Here is a 24302-nt window from a genome sequence, read left to right on the forward strand (position 1 = left end):
GCAATTCACGTGCCAAGTTTAAAAAACAGTAAGAATACACAAAAAATTTTGTTTTTTGGTAAAAACGCTTTCTTTTTGAGTTATAATTGACTCAAATTTGACGATTTTTTGTCAGAAATAACTCATCACCTTGTGAAAGTGAGGATCAATCTATGAAAAGTCCTGAAGCAACAGGCAATATTGAGATGACAGTACAAGAACTTTTAAAGATCCTCGATCATTCTTCCGATGAAATTTTCGTCCTCGACGGCGAAAAGCGGATTCTTTATGTAAATCAGGTCTGTGAGCGCCATTATGGGCTGAAGCCAAGTGATGTCATCGGCAAATACAATCTCGAATTATTTGAAAAAGGCTACTGGAAACCTTCGATTGTGCCGGAAGTGTATAGAAGAAAAAAGCCTTGCTACTTAAGACAGCAGACATATATCGGGGCTGAGTTGATGACATCGGCGATTCCCATCTTAAATGACGAGGGGGAAATCGAACTCGTTGTCATCACATCAACCGAATTGCAGACATATGAAATGGGAAAAACGAGTGGGATGAGCAATGAGTCAAAACCGACTCAAACGAAAGAAGAAACGGGCCATATCATTACAAACAGCAGGAAAATCAACCAAATCCTCGCTTTTTGTGAAAAAGTAGCGCCAACCGATTCGACGGTTTTAATTCAAGGAGAATCAGGAACAGGAAAAGGCGTACTCGCGCAGTATATCCACCGCATTAGTAAGAGAGAAAGCAGTCCGTTCCTGACGATCAACTGTGCGGCCATTCCGGAAGAGCTGCTGGAATCAGAGCTTTTCGGTTATTCCAAAGGGGCATTTACTGGAGCAAACAAAGCAGGAAAACCTGGATTGATCGAAGCCGCGGACGGCGGCACGGTGTTTCTTGATGAGATTGGGGAAATGCCGCTCGCTTTGCAGGCAAAGCTGTTACAAGTGATCCAGGATAAACAGTTCCTTCCAATTGGAAGCAGTGAAATAAAGAAAGTCGATATCCGCATCATTGCCGCAACAAACCGGGATTTAATTGACATGGTCAATGACAAACGATTCCGGGAGGATTTATTTTACCGGCTGAATGTGATCGATATCTACCTGCCGCCGCTCCGGGAGCGCAAAGAGGATATCATTCCGCTTACATATAATTTTTTGCACCAATTCAATAAAAAATATCATGACAACAAAGTCATTTCGGAAGAATGTTTAAATCTATTAATCCATTATTCATGGCCGGGAAATGTACGTCAGCTCGAAAATTTGATTGAACGGTTAGTCGTGATTAGCGACTCCATTATCCAAGTGTCCGACTTGCCGGAAATGATCACCGACAATGTTGAACAAGTCACCCAGCTCGCACTCCCTACGTCGCTCGATAAAGCGGTTGATGAAACAAAGCGGTTTTTAATTAGAAGAGCTTATCAAACGCACAAATCGTCCAGGAAAGTAGCCAAAGAACTCGATATCAGCCAAACGAAAGCCTCAAAGCTAATCCGGGAGTATTGCGAGGATTTGATGTATAACTGAAAAGCTTGGATTGAAAAATTGAAATAAGCAAATAAAAACTCCTTTGCAATTCATTATTGCAAAGGAGTTTCCAATCTATCACTTCATTTATTAATAGTTACAATACTCTCTGCCATCTCTGGAAAATCAATAAATGGGTTCCGATTGCCTTGAAGTTCATGGATCGCTAGGTTGCGATGCTTCTCATAGATGGAGACCGGAAAGGTTTGATGCCATTTTAGCAATAAAGAGACATTCTCTAGTTCTTTTTTTATGGTGTTTGGATAGCGGATTAGGAAATAGAGTGTTGCTCTGGCAACGATTCCTTTGCCGTATTCAGGTTCGAATTTACTTTCTTCCGCCTTGCCACAGCCATCTTTGATTCCTAGAAGCCATCCTTCAGGGACATAATCGTGGAAATCATAGTAAGGATGGTTGCTGCGACTGCTATTGCAGGTGGGTTCGCAGGCAAATAGATGATGCAAGTCTCCTCTCATCGGTTCTTTTTTATCGAACCATGATTGAGGAACTACATGTTCACAGTTTAATAGATCTTCAGAAAAGATGCCGATTAACCCTTTTGCTTGCATTTCAAGGAGCCGAACGTCCTCCTCTATGACAGAAAGTGGATTCATCCCTTTTCCAGAATAAAGGCTTTTTAATGAACCGTTTTCCTGCAAATCAACCCAAGGGTACACATAACGGTGCGGTCTGTAGTTTAACAGATCTGTATGTGTTTTTTCAAGCAATGCATGAAGGCTTTCTGAAAGATTAGCATCCGTGAATGAAATGCTCTGATAGTATTGATTCCTAACTTCCTTATCTTTCTTTTCATCATAATAGGGTCGATTTTCTTTATAATTTAAAAAGTCTGACTTGGCTGTTTCCCACTCACTGTAAAGCAAATCTAGCTTTTCCATTATATTTTCAACGCTTGAGCAGATAACTTTTGGGTGAACACATCCGACAGGTAGTCCTCCGCTGTTAAGAACAGCAATCCATTGCCTTCGAGTTTTGGAGAGTTTCCAAGAGGAACTGTTCTCTTTATTAATTGTGCATACAACTCAGGCTCTGTTAGATTTCGCTCAAAGTTTTTGTTGGCAATCTCTTTAATGAGGGCAAGTGCACCGGATATGTGCGGTGTTGCCATCGAAGTTCCGCTCAAGATTGCATACTTTCCGTTTAGATACGTTGAAAGGATTTCTTCACCAGGAGCTACTAAGTCGACTTCATTATTCGAATTTGAAAATTCAGAAGAACGGCGTTGCAGATTAATGGCTCCGACGCTGATGACTTCATTGTAGCTGCCAGGATAGGCGAATTCATCGGAAGATTCCTGTCCATCCCCCTCATTTCCAGCAGCACAAACGACTAGAATTTGCTTAGCGATTGCGTTTTGAATCGCTTGATGCAACTCAGGAACATCCTGAGAACCGCCGAGGCTCATCGAGATAATATCCGCCTTTTGTTCAACGGCATAGTTAATTCCATTGATGATCCAGTCATATTGCCCTGATCCATTTTTATCAAGCACCTTTAAAATCAGTAAACTTGCTTCAGGTGCAACACCAATGACTCCTGTACCGTTTTGGGCGGCAGCAATGGTGCCAGCCACATGGGTTCCATGGCCATTATAGTCAGTGTATACATCAGGATTTCCATTATCATCTTCCGTGAAATTCCGTCCGCCGATAATTCGCTCCCTTAAATCAGGATGAGTGACATCGCAGCCTGTGTCCAAGATCGCAACCGTGATTCCCATACCTTTCGATTTCTCCCAGATTTTTGGAGCATCAATCAGCTCAATCCCTTTTGGCACCTCTGACACCACTTCGACCTTTTCATTTACTTGATACGGAATTAATTGTAATTTTTTCTCCATTGGTACCCCTCCTGACAGAATGATTTTCTGTATATTCTTGGGAGTTACCAATAGTATAACAATTCTGAATCTATTAAAACAGTTACTTTAGTTGCATTTTTACGAACTAATGTTCCTATTCACATTCTCTTACAGCATAGTTAACTGTAATGTTGGGTGGTAACAGATACCGAATTTATCAAAAAGCAAAGTAAAACCCCCTAGCTTTAGCTATGGGGTTACTCATTGAAATCATTAAATTTTAATGTCAACTTTAGCATTTTTCTTAAGCTCGTCTACTAGTTTAGTGAGCTGTTTTTGTTGCTGTTGTTGTTCAAGTTGTTGCTTAATTTGCGGTTTTACTTCTTCAAGTTTTGGAAGTTTCTGACCTCCGGCATCACCTTGCTTGGCAGATTGATCATAATAGGCTTGAATTTCTTCATCCGTTACTTCTTTTACTGGTATTTCTTTCGCCATGTACTTCATGTATTGGATATTCTCAGCAGTTTTGGATTTTAGGGTCGTCATATCCAAACCAGCTAGTTTCATAGCATCTTCAAATTTGTTATCACCTTTATACGATTCTTTCATTTTGGCTAATTGTTTTTCAACTTCGTCATCTGATGCTTGGTACCCTTTTTTATCTGCTTCTTGTAGAATCAACGTTTGTCCCACTAAGCTTTCGATAGTTTGATCTTTCACTTGTTTGGCTGCTTCTTCAGAAGTAGGATCTTGTCCCAGTTGTTGCATTTGCATTTGTAGAGAAGATAACACCATATTATAGTCACTACCTAAAACCTTTTCATCATTGATGATAGCAACGGTTTTCTTGTCTGCTATTTTTTGCTTATCCAGCTTCTTCTGCAATTCTTTCATCTGTTTCTCTTGATCTTGTTGTTCGGTTTGAGCAGTTTTAGTTTGCTCCTTACGATTATTGGATTGTGCCCCTTTATCATTTGAACCACAAGCAGTTAAAGTAATAGCCATGATTCCTGCAATAAGAGGAAATATTATTTTCTTCATGATCCTTCTCCCTTCGTGCCCTTTTCCATATAATCAAAAAGATTTATTTTGATAGTGTGCAATATCAACCTTTTTTCATTAAGCAAAGAGGACGTCAATCTCATCAAGTAAGCGATTTAAGAAATCTTGCAGCTTTTGTAAAAATGACTGACCCTCTTCAGATTGCAAAAATGCCGACACTTTTTCTGTCGTAGCACTTATTTGTTCTTTTACTTGGTTCCAGTCAATATCCATAGCCTTTAGTTTGTTGAAGAAATCTACTAACATATCTAACTCTGCATCTGTTAAAGTAATCCCCTGCTCCTTGGCAACTTGTTCAATTAATGTACGCAAGTCAGCTTCTGTTTTCGGTTCATTCTTGGCGATTTCATCCTTAACTTTTCCCATGAGAGCAGCAGCATTGTCCGCTCCAATAGAATCACCTAACTGTGCAGTTTTCACCATTTCTTCATTCGCCACTTTTTTGACTTCTTCAGGAATTTCTTCATTAGTTGTCGTTTCATAAGCTTTCATAATTCCCGTCAAAGCCGCTGTACCTGTAACAGAAAATGGAGCGGCAATCTGAATGGTTGCATCCTTTACACCCGCAGTAGTCAGGGCATTTCTATACATTTCATCCGTAACCCATGTAATATTGTTCGATTGAACCTCTAACCCAGAATCTTTGGCACCGGTTGTGATGCTCGCTGATGAAATAGCAATGGAACCAATTTGTGCCTTAGGGATAGATTCCCCTAAATAATCATGCTCTTCTTTATTGGATACAGTAATAATTTGTGCGTTTTCCGGTGCTGCTAACTCTGCTAACATTTCATTTTTTTGCTGTTTGGTTAGGTCTTCTCCTAATGTAACAACGACATCTCCTCCTGCTGTGTCTGCAAAGCTGACAGATGGAACAGAGAAAAGCATCGTCATGGCAAGAAACATTGCTTGAAATTTTCGTTTCAAAAAAAAACCTCCTTTTATACATTCAACCATTCCATATATGAATGGGTAATGTTTTGCCACTTATATTTAATATCCAAAAAAATACTTTCTGAAAAAGTGGCTTTGCATCATCTTAACATAGAGGTTTGGGATTACATTTAAAGAATGGGTAACATTCTTGCTAATTATATTAAGATTCTTACATGAGGGATAAAAATGTTACAAACCATTACAGTAAACCTCAAAAATCCAAATTCCAGTTGAACTGAATTCCGTTATCCATCATAAGTAATCATGAAAAGAACTTTAAGCAAAACAAAAAGGCTTCACGAAGTGTGAGCCTTTTTGTTAGTAGTGTTAATGTTAATCCATTATCTTAATCGAATCATAATCTTTATATTTGACTTATGCTGTTACTGCTGACAAGTTCTTCGCTACCTCGGCCACTTTTGCTAGACCTTCTGCAATAATTGTCTCCGCTTGATCTGGGGCTGCATTATGTCCTTCAATGATAACTTCGTCAATGATTTCCATTCCGAATAGGCCGCCAACCATATTTTTAATATACGTAGCTGCCATTTCCATTGGAGCTGCTTCAGGTGTTGAGTAAATACCACCGCGTGCAGTTAGGATAACAGCCTTTTTGTCAGACATCAAGCCGACTACACCAGCTTCAGTGTATTTGAAAGTGAAACCTGCTCCAGCTACATAATCGATAAATGTATGCAATTTTGCTGGGATGGTTAAGTTCCATAGCGGGAATGCAAATACAACAACATCTGCTGCAGAAAGAGCATCCATTGCTTTTTGTTTCGCAGTTACAATACGTTGCTCAACGTCAGTTAACTCTTCACCAGATTGTAATTTACCGAACGCATTGAATAACTCTTGACCAAAGTAAGGCATATCCTCGGCAAATACATCGTACGTTGTTACATTCACGCCTTCTAAGTTTTCCATGAAAGTTTCATACATTTTACTAGAAACAGCTTCAGAAGCTGGACGGTTGTTTGCTTTTACGACTAATATGTTCATTTATTATAATCTCCTTTTGCGATATCTTTAATATTTATATCTCGAATTGATAATATATAAATTAAATGTTTTCGTCAAACAAAACGTACTGGCAAGAGAGGAAAATTTAGGGTTGGCAGATTGGAGAAGGTGACCGATAAAATCGGAATATAGCCGTAAATCACAAAAAAACCTTACATTGTCCATGCAAGATTTTTTTGGTTCTGTAATCTAGCTTTACCTATAAAAATTTATACCATTTGGAACTGATCACGGTATCTCTATTTAGGTGACATCTCTTCAAAAGAACATTCCTTTAGTGGAACGACCTTCGTTTTATGAACGAGTTTATACCCGAGCCATAATGCCAAAAAGATCGGTAAACCAATATAAGACACGGCCATTCCATACCAATCAATCTCACTAGATAAAAACGCTTGATAATTTTGGCCGAAAATGATAATGACACACATCGCAAAAGCGAGAATTGGACCGAACGGGAACCATTTCGCTTTAAATTTCAAATCGTTCAAGTCCCTGCCCTGGGCCGTATAGGCTTTTCTAAAACGGTAGTGGCTGACAGCAATTCCAAGCCAGGCAATAAATCCAGTTAAGCCTGACGCATTTAATAACCATGTATACACTTGATCTCCAAATATGGACGTTAAAAAGGCCAAACCTCCAATAATAGTCGTCATGACAAGGGCATTCATCGGAATCCCTCGATCATTTACATTTTGTAAAAACTTAGGTGCCTGTCCGTCCTTTGCCATCGACCATAGCATGCGTGTCGATGCATATAACCCGGAACTCCCGGCCGATAAGACCGATGTCAAAATAACTGCATTCATCACAGATGCCGCAAATGCAATGCCCACTTTGTTAAATACAAGGGTAAAAGGGCTGACAGCGATGCTGTCGACATCCCTGCCTAACAGATTTGGACTTGTATAAGGAATGATAAGGCCAATGACAGCAATGGCAACAACATAGAATAGGAGAATCCGCCAAAAAACTTGTCGAATCGCCTTTGGTACGTTTTTCTCGGGTTCTTCACTTTCTCCTGCAGCGATCCCCACGAGTTCCGTTCCTTGAAAGGAAAAACCTGCAATGAAAAAAATACTTAAAACGGACATAAGGCCGCCATGAACCGGAGCATCTCCTAGAGTAAAGTTTTTAAACCCAATAAACTGTCCACCCAGAATACCGAAAATGGTGAGCAAACCGACTCCAATGAAAACAATGACTGTCACTACTTTTATTAAGGAAAACCAATACTCGGATTCTCCGTAACTTTTAACCGACAAGGCATTCAATAAAAAAATCAGTCCTAAAAACAATGCACTCCACACGATGCTCGGTACATCCGGCAACCAGAACTTCATAATAATAGCTGAGGCAGCAATTTCAACTGCGAGTGTAACCGCCCAGTTGAACCAATAATTCCAACCAAGTGCAAAACCAAAGGCTGGATCGACAAAACGGCTGCCATAGGTTGAAAACGATCCTGAAATCGGCATTAAAGTAGCCATTTCTCCGAGACTTGTCATCAAAAAGTAGACCATAATGCCAATCGCTCCATATGCGATTAGCGCTCCACCAGGTCCAGCTGTTTGAATGGACGCCCCAGTCGCTAAAAATAACCCTGTCCCGATGGACCCCCCAATAGCAATCATCGTCATGTGACGTGCCTTTAGTTTGCGTTGAATATGCCCTTTATCCCCTTCGTTATTCTGATATTTCTGATTATTTTGGTCATTAGTATAGCTTTTGATTGCTCCCATTCTTGTCCTCCCGACTTACGTCTTTAATTAAGGCTATTTTCGCAGAGAATGTTGTTTCCTTTAAACAAAAACTAAAATCTTTAATTAACATTGTGAGCCCATCTTCTCCATAGATCATCCAGGTGCTCTCTCGCTTCTGAAACTTTGGGATGGAACTGAATATCGGATAATTTTCTACTATGTTCCACAAACGAAATGGCTTCTTCCATGTCAGCCCATTTAAGATTGCCAATCTTCAACTTATTACAAATAGATTTACCTGCTAACGTTCCCTGTGCCATGGCTACTTTTGCCCCTTCTATTCCAGTAATATTGCCAGCAACGAAGAGATTAGGAACTGTTGTTTCCAGCTCTTTATTATGTAATGGCACCGTACCTGATAATCCTTCCAAAGTAACAAACTTACACCCTGCCGTAGCAGCCAGCTCATATAAAGGGGTGAGACCTCCTGAAATACAGACTGTATCTGCTTGGATATCTTTTTGTTCTCCAATGGGGTTACCATTAACGTCAATCTTAGTAATGGTTGCACTTTCGACCTCATGTTTCCCATTGATCGATAGGATGGTGCGTCTTAAGTGAATTGGAATGCCCCACATCTTTATTCCCATCGGCGGGTAAAATTGGGCAGCCATCTTTTGCCCTGTTTTAGATTTTAATAACTTGCCTGTAAGTCTAATCATTTTAGAAGGAGCAAAATCGGTCATCTCGTTTAAAGTTTCTAGTTGTAAAAGCGGAGAAGCATAATTGGAGAATGGGCTATGTGGAAGCATGTAAATTCCCTCTACATCCGCTCCAGCCAGCTTCATAGAACGTGCAATCGATAGTGACAGAATATCAATCCCAGCAATAACGACCTTTTTACCAGGCAATACCTGGTATACATTTGTCATTACTTGGGCTGCACCAATGGACAGCACACCTGGCAAGGTCCAACCAGGGATAGGTATTGGCTTTTCCACAGCACCCGTAGCAAGTAATACACAATCTGCTTGAATTTCCATTCCTGATTCATTCTGAACCAGACCAGAAATGTGAACCTTCCATCCTGGTTCCAATCCCCAAACCTGCTTCTCAGATAGAATGGTAACGTTGGCAGCCACGGCTTTTTGTTTTAATTCTTGCGCAAATTCGAATCCCTTCCACCAGTTAGAATGATTCCCTTCTTGATGCAGCTGTCCTAATAATTTCCCTCCTGGTGTTGGGTGATCATCGATAACCACGACATGACCGCCCCTTGATCCAATTTCAATGGCTGCAGATAAACCAGCAGGACCTCCACCTACAACTACCACATCTACTTTCATTTCCTCCCCCCTTCCTTGCTTAATCCATTTCATTAAACCTTTCTTTAGAAAAATAGTGATCCCCGTCTTGAACGCGCGTAGTGCAAGCTTTGAGTAACCCAATTTTTGGATGATAGATTCTACATTCATAACACTGGCCGATTCCACAATACATGCCTCTAGGTTCATGATTCTTTTCACTTTTTCTTAACGTCTTAACTCCATTGGCCCATAGAGCAATAGCTATTGTATCTCCCTCTCTTGCTTGAAACATTTTATGATTAAAAGTGAACGAGATGGTTTTTGTCGAGCGTGAGGGAAGGATAGGATGCTCGATTCTCATATCGAATTCTCCTTTTGCACTATTTTGGCTAAGGAAACAGGACGAACTGGCTGATGAAAGGTTAGTTGACTTGGGCTATGAACGCTTTCCATATGATTGTCTGGAAGCAATGCCTTCAACAATGGTCTGCATAACCTGCCCTGGCACATTCCCATCCCCGCACGGGTGGACATTTTCATTTCCTGACTATTCGAGGCTCCGGCAGCGATGGCATCTTGAATATCTTCTATTGAAACTTCTTCACATCGACAGATAATGATAGAATGGTTACACATTATGTTTTCCTGCCTTCTTTTTCGACCTGGCTACTGAAAAACGAGAAAGAATGGGGTCGTGAATTGGATTTACTCTTCCATTAAGCTGATACGTTAAGCTATTTGCCATGAGGCTGCCCATGACGGCGGACATACCATATCCATGACCGTTATAACCTCCAGAGATAAAGGCATTGTCGAATGCATCTAATTTCCCAAAATACGGAAGATGATCTTCCGTCAGTTCGACTGTCCCAGCAAACGCCCGAATCAATTGTTTATGGCTGTAGGCAGGGAAAAGTTCTAGTAATCTACTTGAAAGAAGCTCCAATGCATAGTTCGTATTCGAAACATCGAACCCATTCGTTTCCCAAGTGCCTCCCCCGCCAAATAAAATATTGCCAGCGTGAGTCTGCCGTAAATATAAAGAATTCCCTGTAACAAATGGGTGAATCCTCCTTTTATTAACAATCTCGGAAACAAGAATTTGAGAACGTCTTGGAATAATGACGACTTGTTCATTTAACTTTTTACTTACCTCCGTTGTCCATGGCCCACAACAAAGCAGAAAGGCATCCGACTGAAACGTTCCTTTTTCCGTAATGGCATACTCTATGGTTCGATTACTAGTCTTAAAGTCAAGAACCTCACAATGATCGATTACAGTAGCTCCATGTTCTTTTAAATACTTTAGTAAACTAGTCATCGTTGTAAAAGGATAGCTTTGTCCATCGGATTTGCTAAACAAACCCATTTTTGTTTCGGATGTCAGATCCGGAACCAAGCATTTCAGCTCATCTGGAGAAAGGACCTTCACTTTTAACCCTGCTGTAGTATATATTTCATGTGCCGCAAGGAGTTTTTCTTGTTCTACTTCATTTCTCGCGATCATTACATGACCAGACGCAACATATTTCGTATCAATCTTTTTTTGTTGAAGCGAACTCCAAATTTCAGCGGCCAACCTGGCGAAAGGGATTTCGGATAACTCCCTGCCTAAAGACAGCACTCCTCCTCCATTCCTTCCAGAAGCTGCTGCACCAAATGACTTTTTTTCTAAAATAGTGATCGTAAATCCACTTTTTTGCAAAAAAAAGGCGGACATTAAACCAACTATTCCACCTCCAATAATGGTGATATGGCTTTTTTTCTGTTTTAATTGGGGATGATCTGAAAGAAATTCTTTTAATTGATCATATGTGTCCTTAGCTTGAATAGCTAATTTACTAGTCTCCTTGTCTATGTGAAGATTTAATAAACTAAGACGATCCATTTCTTCCATCATATTGGTTTACTTCCTTTGATATATTTTTTGGAGACCTCAATTTTTACCTGACTAATCGTAAAAATGAACTAAGTCTCTCACTCTTCGGATGGATCAAGACTTCCTTGGGGTCACCTTGTTCCTCGATAACTCCGTCGGCCATAAAGATGACCCTGTCAGCCACCTCTTTCGCAAAACCCATTTCATGAGTGACGACGACCATGGTCATGCCTTCAAAAGCTAATTGCTTCATTACTTGCAAAACTTCCCCAACCAATTCTGGATCTAATGCGGATGTAGGCTCATCAAAAAGCATAATCTTCGGATTCATCGCGAGTGCTCTTGCAATGGCGACACGTTGCTGCTGCCCTCCTGAAAGCTTTTTTGGATATGCATCCTTTTTATCCTTCATGCCTACTTTCTCCAAAAGCTTGATCGCTTCTATTTCTGCTTCCGCTTTACTTTTATTCAATACTTGAATGGGACTAACCGTTACGTTTTCTAATACGGTCATATGTGGAAATAAATTAAATTGCTGAAACACCATCCCCACTTCCTGGCGGACTTTACTAATGTTTTTTACCGAGTTGTCCAATTTGATATTGTCAACGATGACATTTCCGCTCGTTACGGTTTCGAGTCGATTGATACAGCGGAGTAAGGTGCTTTTTCCAGAACCACTTGCACCAATTAAAGAAACGACCTCACCTTTATAGATTTGAAGGTCAATCCCTTTTAATACCTCTAATTGATCAAAGCTCTTATGGAGATTTTCAATATGAATAATGGGAGATAATGGACTCACCATTTCTATCTTCCTCGCTTCCACTTCATTTCCTCCTAGCGTTCACTTATGGACATTCTTCGTTCTATCTTGTTCAAAATAAACGTAAAAATGGTTGTCATCACTAGATAGAAACCAGCCGCGACAATATAAAATTCAATAAACGCATAATTTGTGGCCGCAAATCGCTGTGAAACCATCATTAATTCGGATACAGTTACAAGTGAAGCCAACGATGAATCCTTCAGCATCATGACAGCTTGGTTTCCAAGGGAAGGTACACTGACTCGAAGAGCCTGTGGCAGGATGACTTTTTTCATGATGACAGGGTATTTCATCCCCAATGATTCTGCAGCCTCCATTTGTCCAATAGGAACAGACATAATGCCGCCACGGTATATTTCAGCAATGTAGGCAGCCGCATTCAACCCTAATGCAATGACAGAAGAGATAAATGGGGTTAGCTCAATTCCAATTTGTGGTAATCCGAAATAAACAAGAAACAATTGAACGAGCATGGGTGTCCCACGAATGATCCAGATATAGAATTGAGCAACATAGGACAATATCTTTATTTTAGAAATCCTCATTAATGCAATTAGAAGACCAAAAACCATTCCTAATATGATCGATACGAGCGACAGTTGAATCGTAACAACCGCCGCCTTTACCAAGAACGGTATAAACTCGCCTACTAAACTAAAATTAAGCATCCTATCTCTCCTTAGCGAATATCTTCACCGAACCATTTCTTACTAATAGCTTCATATGTTCCGTCTTCCATCATGTCCTTAAGATGTTTATTGATCTCAGCTTTTAACTCATCTTCATGCTTATTTAATGTGATTCCAGCAGCATCCTTGTACAGCATGTCTCCAACAGCCTTAAACTTATATCCTTTTTCTTTTATCATTCTAGAACCAACTGCTTTATCTGTAATGACCCCTGCCACACGTTTATTGGCCAAGTCTTGGAAGGTTAAAAGATCGCTTTTATAATTCACAATCGTTGCCCCAAGCTCAGTGGCTTTCTTTTCAAATGTCGTACCAATGGCTACACCGATCTTTTTACCGTTAATATCTTTTTTGGGATCTTTAATTTTTGAATAATCCTCATTTACAAATAGTTGGGCACCGGTATGATAATAGGGATCCGAGAAGTCTACTTTTTGTTTCCGTTCTTCCGTGATTGCCATACTCGAAATAATAATGGCGTATTTTTTTGATTGTAATCCCCCGATAATCGTGTCCCACGGAGTCGCTACATAATTAGGCTTTACTCCCATTCTCTTTGTAATTTCATTGGCAATATCCACATCAAAGCCTATTAACTTATTACTCTTATCAAAATAGTTAAAAGGAGGATACGCACCCTCGATTCCAATATCAATCACGCCTTTTTTCTTAATATTTGCCAGGGATCCGGAATCTTTTTTACTAGCCTTTCCTCCAGTACTAGTGGTTTTCTCACTACTTCCGCATGCAGCTAGCATAAAAATGAAACATAACGTCATTGCGAGTAAAATAGGTTTCTTCACATTCGCCCCTCCTAAAGTTATAACGGAATAGTAATTTGAACTCTTAAACTACAAAACTATTTCATTTTCCCTTCGAACTTCATCTTGTAATCCCTTGTCCTGAAGATAAAAATTCATCTCCCGTTTACGATTGTTAAACGGGAGATGACTTGCTAATTATTTCGAAAAATCAAAGTAGTTTCGCTTCAATAAGCGCGGAGCGGCCATAAGTGTTTCATACGTCATACTTTTTGCAAGCTTTGAGCAATCAATTAAAAATAGATGATCTTCAATTTCTTTCACCGTCTGATCGGTTTGATAGGTCATACCGCATTCCAAGCAATGAATGGATGGTGTGTCCTGAATTTCGATCGCATTTGTTCCATCTGGAAGTTCCCAATACACGGTGTTGCTTGTTTCACGTGCTGTGTCAGATTCGCACCATTGACAAATCAAAATTATTCCTCCTTTGCTCCCACTGTTTCATATTTCTTCATTTGTGATTGGAATTTTTTCTCTTTTAACTCGTCACGTTTTTCACGTTTATCTTTTAATGAACTATGCTCATTGCTTTCGTTATACGTTTTACGGCGATCTAACCGTTTTAACCCTTCAGGTGTAAGGTTAAATTTCGTATCATCAATAATCGATAGGACTCCATTACTTTCAAACTTTTCGAACACTTCAGGATATACCTTTTTGTAGTAATCCTCTGCACTGCCCGACTGATAATTTGTTGGTTCTGGATAAGAGGTAATGACACCTTCAAAGTTACGTAATACAACCTTATTAGCACTTTGAGAAATGATATAATTAGGCTGCAATGGAATTTTACCGCCTCCACCCGGGGCATCAACAATAAATGTCGGTACGGCATAACCCGATGTATGGCCGCGAAGTCCTTCCATAATTTCCAATCCTTTGCTGATTGGTGCACGGAAATGGCCAATCCCTTCTGATAAATCACATTGGTAAATGTAATATGGACGAACACGAATTTTAACAAGGTCATGCATCAGCTGTTTCATGATCGGTACACTGTCGTTAATGCCGGCAAGAATAACCGCCTGGTTACCAACAGGGACACCCACATTTGCAAGCATTTCACATGCACGCTTCGATTCTTCTGTAATTTCAATTGATGTATTGAAATGTGTATTCAACCAAACTGGATGATACTTTTTCAAGATATTACAAAGATTTTCAGTAATACGCTGCGGGAATACGACAGGTGCTCTTGTACCGATTCGAATAATTTCGACATGCGGAATCTCGCGTAAATTCTTTAAAATATATTCTAAAATATTGTCATTAATAAGGAGCCCGTCTCCTCCGGAAATAAGCACATCTCGAATTTGTGGATTCGATGCAATATAATTAATCGCTGTGTCTAATTGTTTCTTTGGTACGCCCATTCCGATTTGTCCGGAAAAGCGTCTTCTTGTACAGTAACGGCAGTACATGGAGCACTGGTTTGTTACTAAGAACAAGACACGATCCGGATAACGATGAGTTAGCCCAGGAACTGGTGAATCTTCATCTTCGTGAAGGGGATCTTCTAAGTCATATCTTGTTTTATGCAATTCCGCAGAAATTGGAACCGACTGCATACGAACCGGACATCTTGGGTCATCAGGATCCATAAGCGATGCATAATATGGCGTGATGTTTAATGGGATTGTTTTGGTTGAGATTAATACCCCTTCTTCTTCTTCTGGTGTTAAGTTCACTACTTTCTTTAAGTCTTCTAAATTTTTGATAGTATTTGTCAGCTGCCAAACCCAATCGTTCCATTGCTCATCGGTTACATCTTTCCAAAGCTCGATTTCTTTCCAATGTCTTTTCGGTTTGAATAAAGTGTTTCTCATGATTAAACTCCCCCTAAATTGGTTGATTTTTTTTACCTTTAATGAATTCCTGTTTATTAAGAAATGGCGTATTCCATATAATAGCGATTTTCGCCTTCTCCAAATTCATCGAATCTTGTCTCTTTTATTGCAAATCCCATTTTTTCGTATAGCTTGACAGCTGATTTATTCTCAACGTTGACCGTTAGGCATACTTTTTGAAATCCATCTTGTTTTAAAATCGGATAAATATCCTGCAAGAATAATTTTCCGATTCCTTTTCCTTGCTGGTCGGAGCGGACATAGAACCCAAAAATGTAGGCTTTATGAATATCTTGGTAAGCTCTCATCACTTCACAGATCGCAATCGGCCTTGGATCGTCCTGCTGCCGGTATTGAATGAGTTTCCCGTAGCGTGTGAGCGGAACAAGGGCTTGTTCATCTACGGCTCCTAATCCCGGAAACGCGTCCCGCTCAAGCTCCATCATCATATTTAGCTGTTCTGGATTCAATGAAGCTGGTACTTCGACATAATAAGTTTTGTTTAATGTGTCCATTTTTCTGTCCCCCTCCGTTCTACTTCATATTGGATATCATCGAGCGGCCAAATTGGCCTAGGAATATTACAATACGTAAAAGTGGTTAAACAATTGGATGCCACACCAGGTGCATCCACATAAATGATGCGGCCAACGATCGGCTCAAACGCCGCCCGGAAATGATTTTTCGCCTTTAGCCCAAGAATTCTCTTCGTGGCTGGCTCAAGTCCAATATGACGAAACATTTCCGGATCATTCGCTGACATCGGCCTTCCAATCAGGAGGATATCCATCTTGCCAACACGAATGTGTGCCGCCCCTTTTAAATCAACTCTTAAATGCTGATTGAATGGTCCAGAATTGTGAAATACACCGTCTGATAAAGCCACTACCGTTGCTTCGACCTGTACGGACTCCCCAAATTCTGGTGATACTTTCCCACCGAGGGACAACGATATCTTGTTTCCGACTCCTGCGTTAAGACAAGCCTCAATGGATGCTGGATCGTAAAGTCCTCCAAACAGCGTGTCGGGAATGTTCATCTTCACCATCTCCCGAAGAAGCTCAGTTGTATCCCCGCTCCCGCAGCTTAAAGGATTATCCGAGATATCCGCCAGCACGACTGGTTTGTCATCTTCCACAGACATCGCCAAAGCGAGCCCTTCTTTTACACCGGGCAAATCCATAATAAATTCTTCTCTTACACTCCAGAACAAGGAAGCCATCTTTTGGGCAGTCTCTTTTCCTTTTTGCGGATCGAGTGAAACAACAAGGACACTTGCACCGGCCATGGGAATATCCGAGTAAGGAAAACCGCCAAATACGGACACATGATGAATACCAGCTTCCTCTTCGGCTTGTTTCGCCCACTCGATCATTTTGTGCATCGGCCCTTCTGCCGTTCTCATATTGATAGAAGGAGGCATCATCGGCAACTTTTCAAAAGAAGCGTAGTACGTCACACCTTCCTTTAATTGATTTAACAAAGCGGTGGCCGCATGAATGCCCTGCTCGTACATATCAATATGCGGATAGGTTTTAAATCCAAAATGAAGCGGTGTGTAATCAATCATTTTTTCACTTAAATTGGCGTGCATGTCTAGGGTTATTGCGATCGGAACATTCGGTCCGATCAGCCCGCGAATTTTTCCGAGTAAATGCTCTTCCGGATCATGGAGGTGCTCGACGACCATCGCTCCATGCAGGGCAAGCAATAATCCGTCCAGCCTTCCTGCCTGCTGGATGGACTCCAGCATTTGGTTTTCGATGATGGAGTATGGCTCCGTTGATACTACCCCTGATGGGACCGCTGCCGCACAAAGCAGCGGTACGATTTCTATATCCTCGTCCTGTTTCAATACATCCAGAAACCCACCCACTTCTGTTTTCGTTCCTGTATAGGCATCATAAATTTCATCCCCGATAAAGTAGCCTTCATTTCGAAACTGTTCGATTTCAGTTTTCATCGGGCTGAAACTGTGGGATTCATGGTAAAAGAAAGCAATACCAATACGATGTTTTCTCATGTTCTCCCGCCTTTAATCGATATGGTCTGTTCATTAATAGTTCGTATAAATGGACTTCCACTCAGTCATGACATCAAATGCATGATGGGAAACTTCACGATGACCGTTTCCGGACATCTTCATCCCCCCAAATGCCACACCCATCTCGGCATTAGACGTTCCGTTATTAATATAGACAAGTCCGCTGACTGCTTCCTTAGCCGCACGGTTCGCATAATGAAGGCTCTCTGTATAAATGGAAGTCGATAGCCCATAAATCGTTCCGTTATTTACCTCCATGGCCTCCTCATATGAATCTACTTCAATGATGGCAAGAACCGGACCAAATATTTCTTCCTGTGCAATGGTATCATTCGGTTTTACATTCTCAATGATGGTCGGTTCATAGTAATAGCCGCCCAATTCATTGACACGCTGCCCGCCTGACACAATTCTTCCACCTTCTTCAATCGCTGTTTTTACATATTTTTCGACGGTAAGAAGCTGATCATCATTGACCAGAGGGCCTACTTGGTTCCCTTCTTCAAGTCCATTTCCTATTTTCATAGACTTTGTTAAATCTACTACTTTTTGTACGAGCCGTTCCTTTACTGAACGCTCGACGATAACTCGGCTTGCCGCTGTACAGCGTTGACCAGTGGTTGTAAACGCTGATTTGACGATTCCGTCTGCCGCCTTGTCCAAGTCCGCATCCTTCAAGACGATCACGGCATTTTTTCCGCCCAATTCCAAGGAGATACGTTTCAACGTTTTACTGCTCATTTCAGCCAGCTTTTGTCCAACTTCTGTTGAGCCCGTAAACGAAATGATTTTCACATCCGAATGCTCTGCGAGTGTTTGACCGACGGTTCTTCCTGAACCGGTAATTAAGTTGACAACCCCTGCGGGGAATCCCGCTTCAGCTAATACTTCCACAAAAATCTTAGCCGATAGCGCAACCTCTGATGCCGGTTTCCATACGACGGTATTCCCAGCAATCAGAGCTGAAAAGATTTTGTAGGAAGCAAGGGCCACCGGGAAGTTCCAGGGAGTAATGCACGCCGCGACTCCAAGAGGCTCACGAACCATTCTTACATTCCGGTCTGGGAAGCCGGCAGGGACCGTTTCTCCGAAGAGGCGTCGTCCTTCGCCTGCCATATATTGAGCAGTAGCGATGACCACTCCCGCTTCGCCTAAAGACTCCGGCAGCACTTTGCCCATCTCCATCGTCATTACACGAGCAAGTTCCTGTTTGCGAATTTCAAACAATTCGGCTGCTTTCGTTAAATAAGCCGCTCGTTCTGGAATGGGGGTGTTCTTCCATTGCGCATATGCTTCATTCGCTTTTGTGACAGCCTCTTCCACTTGCTCCGTTGTGGCGGCCGCACATATGCCGACAAGTTCCCCCGTTGCTGGATTGATGCTTTCAAAGTAGGACTGATCGGGGGCACTTACCCATTTTCCATTGATATAAAGATCCCCCTGAAGGATATCTGTTTTGATTTGACTAGACATATTCTTAACCTCCTTTTTGGTGGTATTCCGAGGAAACGAAAATTAGTTTCCTGAAATGGTTTCGGTGATCACATCTTCTAAAATCGTTAATCCTCTATCAAGCACATCTTCTTGAATATTAAGAGGCAGCATTAATCGGATCGTCTGCCCGCTTACACCGCAGTTCATAATGAGTAAGCCATTTTCCAGTGCTTTTGATTTAATTTTCGGTACAAAGGAAGCAGCAGATTCGGAATCGAATTCAATACCGATCATCATGCCGACTCCTCGGACTTCAACAATGCCCGGTAAATGTCCTACCGAGTTATGAAGTCGGCCGACAATCTCGGCACCGAGTTTAGCACTGCGTTCTACCAACTTCTCTTCCTCAATAACCTCAATGTTTGCCAATGCCGCCGCACAGGAGATTGGATTTCCTCCAAATGTCGAACCATGTCCAGCCGTTGGCCATTTTTCATGAAGCTCACGACTTGCGACAATCGCACCAAGAGGCATGCCGCCGGAAAGGGCTTTTGCCAATACTAAAATATCAGGCGTCACATTGGCGTGCTCTGCTGCGAACATTTTTCCTGTACGGCCAAATCCTGTTTGTACTTCATCAAAGATAAGCAAAATGCCGTTTTTCTCTGTAATTTTTCTTAACTCCCTCAAAAAGCTTGGCGGTGCCGGATAATAGCCGCCTTCACCCATGACCGGTTCAATGATAATGGCCGCTACACGGGAAGGATCGACGCGTAAATCGAATAATTTTTGAAGCTGATTCAAGCAGTATTCTTCCGCTTCTTCTTCTCTAATGTTTTTTAGCTGGCTCGGATACGGATAGGGAACGTGGTACACCTCGCCTAAAATCGGTTCATAATAACGGCGGTATTTAGAGCTTGATGCCGTAATGGCAGTTGCTCCTAATGTACGGCCATGAAACGATCCTTCAAAAGCAATGATCGCGGGTCTGCCTGTGGCCGCCTTTGCTAGTTTAAGAGCACCGTCAATCGCCTCAGCTCCCGAATTGGAGAAAAAGACCGTGTCTAGGTTTCCTGGTGTGATCTGAGCAAGCTTTTCCGCCAAATTCGCTGCCGTTTCATAATAACCATAGTTCAACCCAAGATGAATCAAGGCCTCCGCTTGCTTTTTAATGGCTTCCACCATTTTCCCGTTCGTATGCCCGACTGCGTTAACAGCCACTCCTGAAACGAAATCGATATACTCCTCTCCGTCTGTCGTCCAAAATTTGGCGCCATGTGCTTTTTCAATGACAAGCTCGGTCACCCTTGTCATAACCGGTGATAAATGTTTTTTGGCTTTTTCTTGAATTTCTTCTGTTTTATTTTGTAATTTCATATCGCTCATCCTTTCTTAATTGACCTTTAAATAGCGTGAATGATTCATCTAAAATTCTCACAATCTCATCGATTTCTGTTCTCGTAACATTTAAAGGAGGGCTGATGATGAGGTGCTCCCCCTTTGTACCGTCAATGGAACCGGAACCGGGATAAAAAACCGCACCGAGCTCCATGGCAATTCCATTCAATCTTTCAGCAGCTTTTTCAGATGGATCGAACAGCAGATCCTGTCCACGATCCTTCACAAGCTCCATCCCGATTAAAAGCCCTCTGCCGCGAACATCAGATATATAAGTATGTTTTTCCTTCAGTTCCAAAAGACGTTTGACGAGGTAGTAACTTTGTTCTTTGACGTTTTCCAGCACCATCTCTCGCTCATATACGTCCAATGCTGCAAGACCTGCTGCAACCGCTACTGGATGCCCACTATAGGTGTAACCGTGAATGAATTTCCCGTCGCTGTTTTGTATGAGTCCATTGACTAACCGATCATGCACGATCATTCCGGCGAGCGGTGCATATCCCGCTGATACCCCTTTTCCAAATGTGATGATATCAGGCGTGATGCCAATTTGTTCTGTCGCGAAGTTAGTACCCGTACGGCCGAATCCAGTCATCACTTCATCGATAATTAGGACGATTTCGTAACGATCACACAGCTCGCGAACTTTCTCAAAATACCCCGGCGGCGGTGGAACAGCACCTTGCTGGCTTCCGACAATCGGTTCAGCGATCAATGCCGACACATTCTCAGGACCAAGCTCTAAAATGGTTCTTTCAATATCCGTCACACATGTCCAGTTTTGTTTGGAGAGACAATCCTCTTTTTGACGATCGTATGGACATCGGTGGCAGTACGGAGAATAGACATGGGCATAGTTTAAAAGATTAGGAGTGTATGCATGTCTTCTTTTAACGTCTCCTCCGGCGGATAAAGAACCAATGGTGTTCCCGTGATACGATTGCCATCGCCCAATTACCATATGTTTTTGGGGTCTGCCGGCATCCCGATGATATTGCCGCGCCAGCTTCAGAGCACTTTCATTGGCTTCAGAGCCCCCGGTGGTAAAATACACTTTATTTAAATCATCGGGAGCCATTTTTCCGATGGTTTCAGCTAATTCATGCAATGCTTTCGTCTCGAAGCGCATGGTATGGACGAAGGCCGCTTTTTTTGCTTGTTCTGCCATGGCCTCGCCGATAGAAGGAATCCCATGGCCTAAGTTAGCGGCCACCGCACCCGAGCAAGCATCCAAATATTTTTTCCCGTTCTCATCGATGAGATAGACCCCTTCACCGTGGGTAATAATCGGATACTCCTTTTTTAAATCCCGATGAAACACGTAGTCTTTTTTTATTCCCTCCATCTTTCCACCACCATTGCCATTCCTAATCCCCCTGCCACACAAAGTGTCGCAAGGCCATATTGGCGTTTTTGTTTTTCAAGCTCATGACATAATGTAGTGACGATTCTTGCACCGGAGCACCCCAGTGGATGACCTAAGGCAATCGCCCCTCCATTGACATTCACGTTGTCTCCTTTGATGCCCCATTCTTTTAAACAAGCAAGACTTTGAGCAGCGAAGGCTTCATTTAATTCAATTAAATCGATATCTTCCAAACGAAGACCGGCTTTTTTCAACGCCATTTGCGATGCTGGGACCGGACCGATTCCCATTTCTTTTGGTGATACACCCGCTGCAGCAAAGGAACGAATCCTTGCCAACGGGACCACTCCAAGTTGTTTGGCTTTTTCTTCTGACATCAACAGCAGCATCGAGGCCCCATCATTTCTGCCGGAGGAGTTTCCGGCTGTAACCGTACCGTCCTTTTGAAACACAGGACGCAGTGTTCCTAACTTTTCAATGTCCGTCAATCTTGGGTGCTCATCGATCGCAAAATGTCTGATTCCCTTTTTTCCTTCCTTTACCGGAACAGGAATGATTTCTTCTTCAAAATGGCCCATTTCAATGGCACGTTTCGTTTTCTGCTGACTCATGAAGGCAAATTCATCTTGTTCACGGCGGCTAATCCTATATTTTTCAGCCAGCCATTCGGCTGTTTGCCCCATCGTGAAACGGCCATATATCTCCTCTGGCTGGGATTTTGGCTGACTCTCCGTATTTGAATCATACAGGGTTAGATCTCCTATCTTCTGTCCAAAACGAGTGCCGACCATATAATGAGGCGCTTGTGACATGCTTTCGACGCCCCCTGCTAAAACAACGGCCGCCTGACCTGTCATAATCGACATCGCTCCGTTAATGACCGCCTGCATGCCCGAACCGCACTGACGATGAACGGTATATGCAGGAATCGATTCGGGAAAATGGGCCTGTAATGCTGAGACTCTAGCAATATTCGGCGCATGTGCACTCTGCTTTGTTTGGCCGACAATGACTTCATCGACAATATTGGCACCATAACCGGAAGCAGAAAGATTATTTTTCATGATGAGAGAGACAAGCTCTTCTGGAAGCGTATCTGCTAGTGATCCACCGAAGCTTCCGATAGCCGTCCGAAATGCATTTACGATAACAACCACTACGCGGTCACCTCTTTGCCTTTATTAAAAGATTCAGCAATTTGAAAAGGTGCGTCCGTTTTCTGTTGAACTTCTTCAAGGGAAACTCCAGGTGACAGCTCTAAAAGATGAAGTCCATCGTCCTTTACAGCGAAAACCGCTAAATCGGTAATAATTAAATCCACGATTCGTTCCGATGTAATCGGATAGGTTAATTCCTTGACGATTTTTGACTCTCCCTGGTTAGACGTATGCATCGTTGTTACGATTACCTTTTTGGAGCCTTCCAATAAATCCATTGCCCCGCCTACACCAAGAACACTTTTTCCTGGCACGGCCCAGTTAGCGATCCGCCCATTTGCATCGATTTGCAGCACACCAAGAATCGAAACACTTACATGCCCTCCGCGAATCATCGCAAAAGAGGAAGCACTATCAAAAAAGGATGACCCTTCCAAAATGGTGACAGGCAGTTTCCCTGCATTAACAAGATTTTGGTCAATATGCTCTGGATCAGGGGTAGGGCCAACTCCAAGGATGCCGTTTTCCGAGTGTAAAAAAACGTTAACATTGGATGGAATATAATCAGCCACCAGCGTTGGAATCCCTATTCCCAAATTGACGATATCGCCATCCTTCAATTCCTTCGCCGCTCTTGCAGCAATGTATTGTTTCACGTTCATGCTAGTTCCCTCCCTTCACTACGATAAAATCAACGTATAAATGAGGGGTTACAATTTCCTCAGGAGAAATTTGGCCAACCTCCACAATCTCGTCTACCTCTGCAATAACCACATCTGCTGCTGTTGCCATCATCGGATTGAAGTTTCTTGCCGATTGGTTGTAGATGAGATTTCCTAATTGATCCGCTTTTTTCGCTTTAATGAAAGCAAAGTGGGCTTTAAGAGGCTCTTGGAACACATATTTTTTACCGTTAAGGATACGCTCCTCTTTGTTTTCGGCGATTTTTGTTCCGACGCTGACCGGCGTATAAAACCCGCCTAGTCCTGCACCACCCGCTCGAATAGCTTCAGACATCGTTCCTTGAGGGAGAAGCTCCACGTCCATTTCCTTTTCCTGATAGGATTTAACCACCTCTGGGTTGGATGTAAAATAAGAACCTATCGCTTTTTTTACTTGTTTTTGCCGTACTAGCACTCCAAGACCTCTACCTGGTTCCCCAAGGTTATTACTAATAATCTCTAAATCTTTCACTTCCGACTGAGCCAAAGCGGCTATTAAACTAAGCGGACTTCCCACAAGTCCAAATCCCCCTACCATAATTCGTGAGCCGCTTTTAACCTTTTTTACAGCATCCTCGCATGTAATCAGCTTGCTCATCCTTTTTCCCTTCCTCTCCATAGACACTTAGTGGTTTATAACCCTTTGGAAACATAAAAAACCGAGCAAAACATAGATCTGCATAAAGAATGTCGTTCAAACGAACATTCCTTACAAAGAGTCCATGTTT

24 protein-coding genes are annotated in these 24302 nt (G+C 42.0%); 1 reads left to right on the top strand and 23 read right to left on the bottom strand.

From position 1 onward, the window contains the following. Nucleotides 1-152 precede the first annotated feature (152 nt). Entirely contained in the window at nucleotides 153-1526 is a 1374-nt protein-coding gene (locus AC4QJR_RS25865; protein WP_496524681.1) for a sigma-54 interaction domain-containing protein, read from the top strand. 83 nt (nucleotides 1527-1609) lie between these two features. Here AC4QJR_RS25865 and AC4QJR_RS25870 read toward each other — a convergent pair whose 3' ends face one another. The 23 genes from AC4QJR_RS25870 to AC4QJR_RS25980 form a co-directional block, all read right to left on the bottom strand. Next, nucleotides 1610-2425 (bottom strand): endonuclease I family protein, encoded by an 816-nt coding sequence (locus AC4QJR_RS25870; RefSeq protein ID WP_496524682.1) that lies wholly within the window; start codon nucleotides 2423-2425, stop codon nucleotides 1610-1612. Then, nucleotides 2425-3387 carry a S8 family peptidase gene (locus AC4QJR_RS25875; protein WP_496524683.1) on the bottom strand — a complete coding sequence of 321 codons (963 nt, stop codon included), beginning with the start codon at nucleotides 3385-3387 and terminating at the stop codon, nucleotides 2425-2427. Before AC4QJR_RS25875 ends, AC4QJR_RS25870 begins: the two co-directional genes overlap by 1 nt. A gap of 234 nt (nucleotides 3388-3621) precedes the next feature. Then, nucleotides 3622-4389: a SurA N-terminal domain-containing protein gene (locus AC4QJR_RS25880; RefSeq protein ID WP_496524684.1), complete on the bottom strand. Its 768-nt coding sequence runs from the start codon at nucleotides 4387-4389 to the stop codon at nucleotides 3622-3624. A 78-nt stretch (nucleotides 4390-4467) separates the two neighbouring features. Next, nucleotides 4468-5337 carry a DUF1002 domain-containing protein gene (locus tag AC4QJR_RS25885; protein WP_496524685.1) on the bottom strand — a complete coding sequence of 290 codons (870 nt, stop codon included), beginning with the start codon at nucleotides 5335-5337 and terminating at the stop codon, nucleotides 4468-4470. Between the two features lie 384 nt (nucleotides 5338-5721). Then, a complete protein-coding gene (locus AC4QJR_RS25890; protein ID WP_496524686.1) occupies nucleotides 5722-6351 on the bottom strand; it encodes an FMN-dependent NADH-azoreductase in 630 nt (209 codons plus the stop codon). 260 nt (nucleotides 6352-6611) lie between these two features. After that, nucleotides 6612-8114, bottom strand: coding sequence for an amino acid permease (locus AC4QJR_RS25895; protein WP_496524687.1), 1503 nt, complete (start codon nucleotides 8112-8114; stop codon nucleotides 6612-6614). An 80-nt stretch (nucleotides 8115-8194) separates the two neighbouring features. Continuing rightward, entirely contained in the window at nucleotides 8195-9421 is a 1227-nt protein-coding gene (locus AC4QJR_RS25900) for an NAD(P)/FAD-dependent oxidoreductase (protein WP_496524688.1), read from the bottom strand. Between the two features lie 19 nt (nucleotides 9422-9440). Beyond that, nucleotides 9441-9743, bottom strand: coding sequence for a (2Fe-2S)-binding protein (locus AC4QJR_RS25905; RefSeq protein ID WP_496524689.1), 303 nt, complete (start codon nucleotides 9741-9743; stop codon nucleotides 9441-9443). Then, entirely contained in the window at nucleotides 9740-10018 is a 279-nt protein-coding gene (locus tag AC4QJR_RS25910; RefSeq protein ID WP_496524690.1) for a (2Fe-2S)-binding protein, read from the bottom strand. Before AC4QJR_RS25910 ends, AC4QJR_RS25905 begins: the two co-directional genes overlap by 4 nt. Continuing rightward, on the bottom strand, nucleotides 10011-11282 hold the full coding sequence (locus AC4QJR_RS25915) for an NAD(P)/FAD-dependent oxidoreductase (protein ID WP_496524691.1): 1272 nt from the start codon (nucleotides 11280-11282) through the stop codon (nucleotides 10011-10013). Before AC4QJR_RS25915 ends, AC4QJR_RS25910 begins: the two co-directional genes overlap by 8 nt. Nucleotides 11283-11325: 43 nt before the next feature. Further along, nucleotides 11326-12048, bottom strand: a complete 723-nt coding sequence (locus AC4QJR_RS25920; protein ID WP_496526749.1) for an amino acid ABC transporter ATP-binding protein — start codon at nucleotides 12046-12048, stop codon at nucleotides 11326-11328. A gap of 53 nt (nucleotides 12049-12101) precedes the next feature. Then, nucleotides 12102-12758, bottom strand: coding sequence for an amino acid ABC transporter permease (locus AC4QJR_RS25925; RefSeq protein WP_496524692.1), 657 nt, complete (start codon nucleotides 12756-12758; stop codon nucleotides 12102-12104). Nucleotides 12759-12769: 11 nt separating this feature from the next. Next, complete coding sequence (locus AC4QJR_RS25930) at nucleotides 12770-13582, bottom strand: transporter substrate-binding domain-containing protein (protein WP_496524693.1); 813 nt, start codon at nucleotides 13580-13582, stop codon at nucleotides 12770-12772. Between the two features lie 156 nt (nucleotides 13583-13738). After that, nucleotides 13739-14017 carry a YokU family protein gene (locus tag AC4QJR_RS25935; protein WP_026564316.1) on the bottom strand — a complete coding sequence of 93 codons (279 nt, stop codon included), beginning with the start codon at nucleotides 14015-14017 and terminating at the stop codon, nucleotides 13739-13741. 2 nt (nucleotides 14018-14019) lie between these two features. Then, nucleotides 14020-15429: a lysine 2,3-aminomutase gene (gene kamA / locus AC4QJR_RS25940; RefSeq protein ID WP_496524694.1), complete on the bottom strand. Its 1410-nt coding sequence runs from the start codon at nucleotides 15427-15429 to the stop codon at nucleotides 14020-14022. 56 nt (nucleotides 15430-15485) lie between these two features. Continuing rightward, the gene (locus tag AC4QJR_RS25945) at nucleotides 15486-15965 is read right to left on the bottom strand and encodes a GNAT family N-acetyltransferase (protein ID WP_251462180.1); all 480 of its coding nucleotides are present in this window, start codon (nucleotides 15963-15965) and stop codon (nucleotides 15486-15488) included. After that, nucleotides 15953-17473, bottom strand: coding sequence for a M81 family metallopeptidase (locus tag AC4QJR_RS25950; RefSeq protein WP_496524695.1), 1521 nt, complete (start codon nucleotides 17471-17473; stop codon nucleotides 15953-15955). The genes AC4QJR_RS25945 and AC4QJR_RS25950 overlap by 13 nt, the downstream gene beginning before the upstream one ends. A 33-nt stretch (nucleotides 17474-17506) precedes the next feature. Beyond that, nucleotides 17507-18967: an aldehyde dehydrogenase family protein gene (locus tag AC4QJR_RS25955; protein ID WP_496524696.1), complete on the bottom strand. Its 1461-nt coding sequence runs from the start codon at nucleotides 18965-18967 to the stop codon at nucleotides 17507-17509. Nucleotides 18968-19009: 42 nt separating this feature from the next. Further along, on the bottom strand, nucleotides 19010-20305 hold the full coding sequence (locus AC4QJR_RS25960; protein WP_496524697.1) for an aspartate aminotransferase family protein: 1296 nt from the start codon (nucleotides 20303-20305) through the stop codon (nucleotides 19010-19012). Then, nucleotides 20289-21674: an aspartate aminotransferase family protein gene (locus AC4QJR_RS25965; RefSeq protein WP_496524698.1), complete on the bottom strand. Its 1386-nt coding sequence runs from the start codon at nucleotides 21672-21674 to the stop codon at nucleotides 20289-20291. Before AC4QJR_RS25965 ends, AC4QJR_RS25960 begins: the two co-directional genes overlap by 17 nt. Then, nucleotides 21662-22852 carry a thiolase family protein gene (locus AC4QJR_RS25970; protein ID WP_496524699.1) on the bottom strand — a complete coding sequence of 397 codons (1191 nt, stop codon included), beginning with the start codon at nucleotides 22850-22852 and terminating at the stop codon, nucleotides 21662-21664. The genes AC4QJR_RS25965 and AC4QJR_RS25970 overlap by 13 nt, the downstream gene beginning before the upstream one ends. After that, nucleotides 22852-23514, bottom strand: coding sequence for a 3-oxoacid CoA-transferase subunit B (locus AC4QJR_RS25975; protein ID WP_496524700.1), 663 nt, complete (start codon nucleotides 23512-23514; stop codon nucleotides 22852-22854). Before AC4QJR_RS25975 ends, AC4QJR_RS25970 begins: the two co-directional genes overlap by 1 nt. Nucleotide 23515: 1 nt before the next feature. Then, a complete protein-coding gene (locus AC4QJR_RS25980; protein WP_098573349.1) occupies nucleotides 23516-24172 on the bottom strand; it encodes a CoA transferase subunit A in 657 nt (218 codons plus the stop codon). Between the last annotated feature and the right edge of the window lie 130 nt (nucleotides 24173-24302).

It is taken from the genome of Neobacillus sp. BP17 (assembly GCF_059579525.1).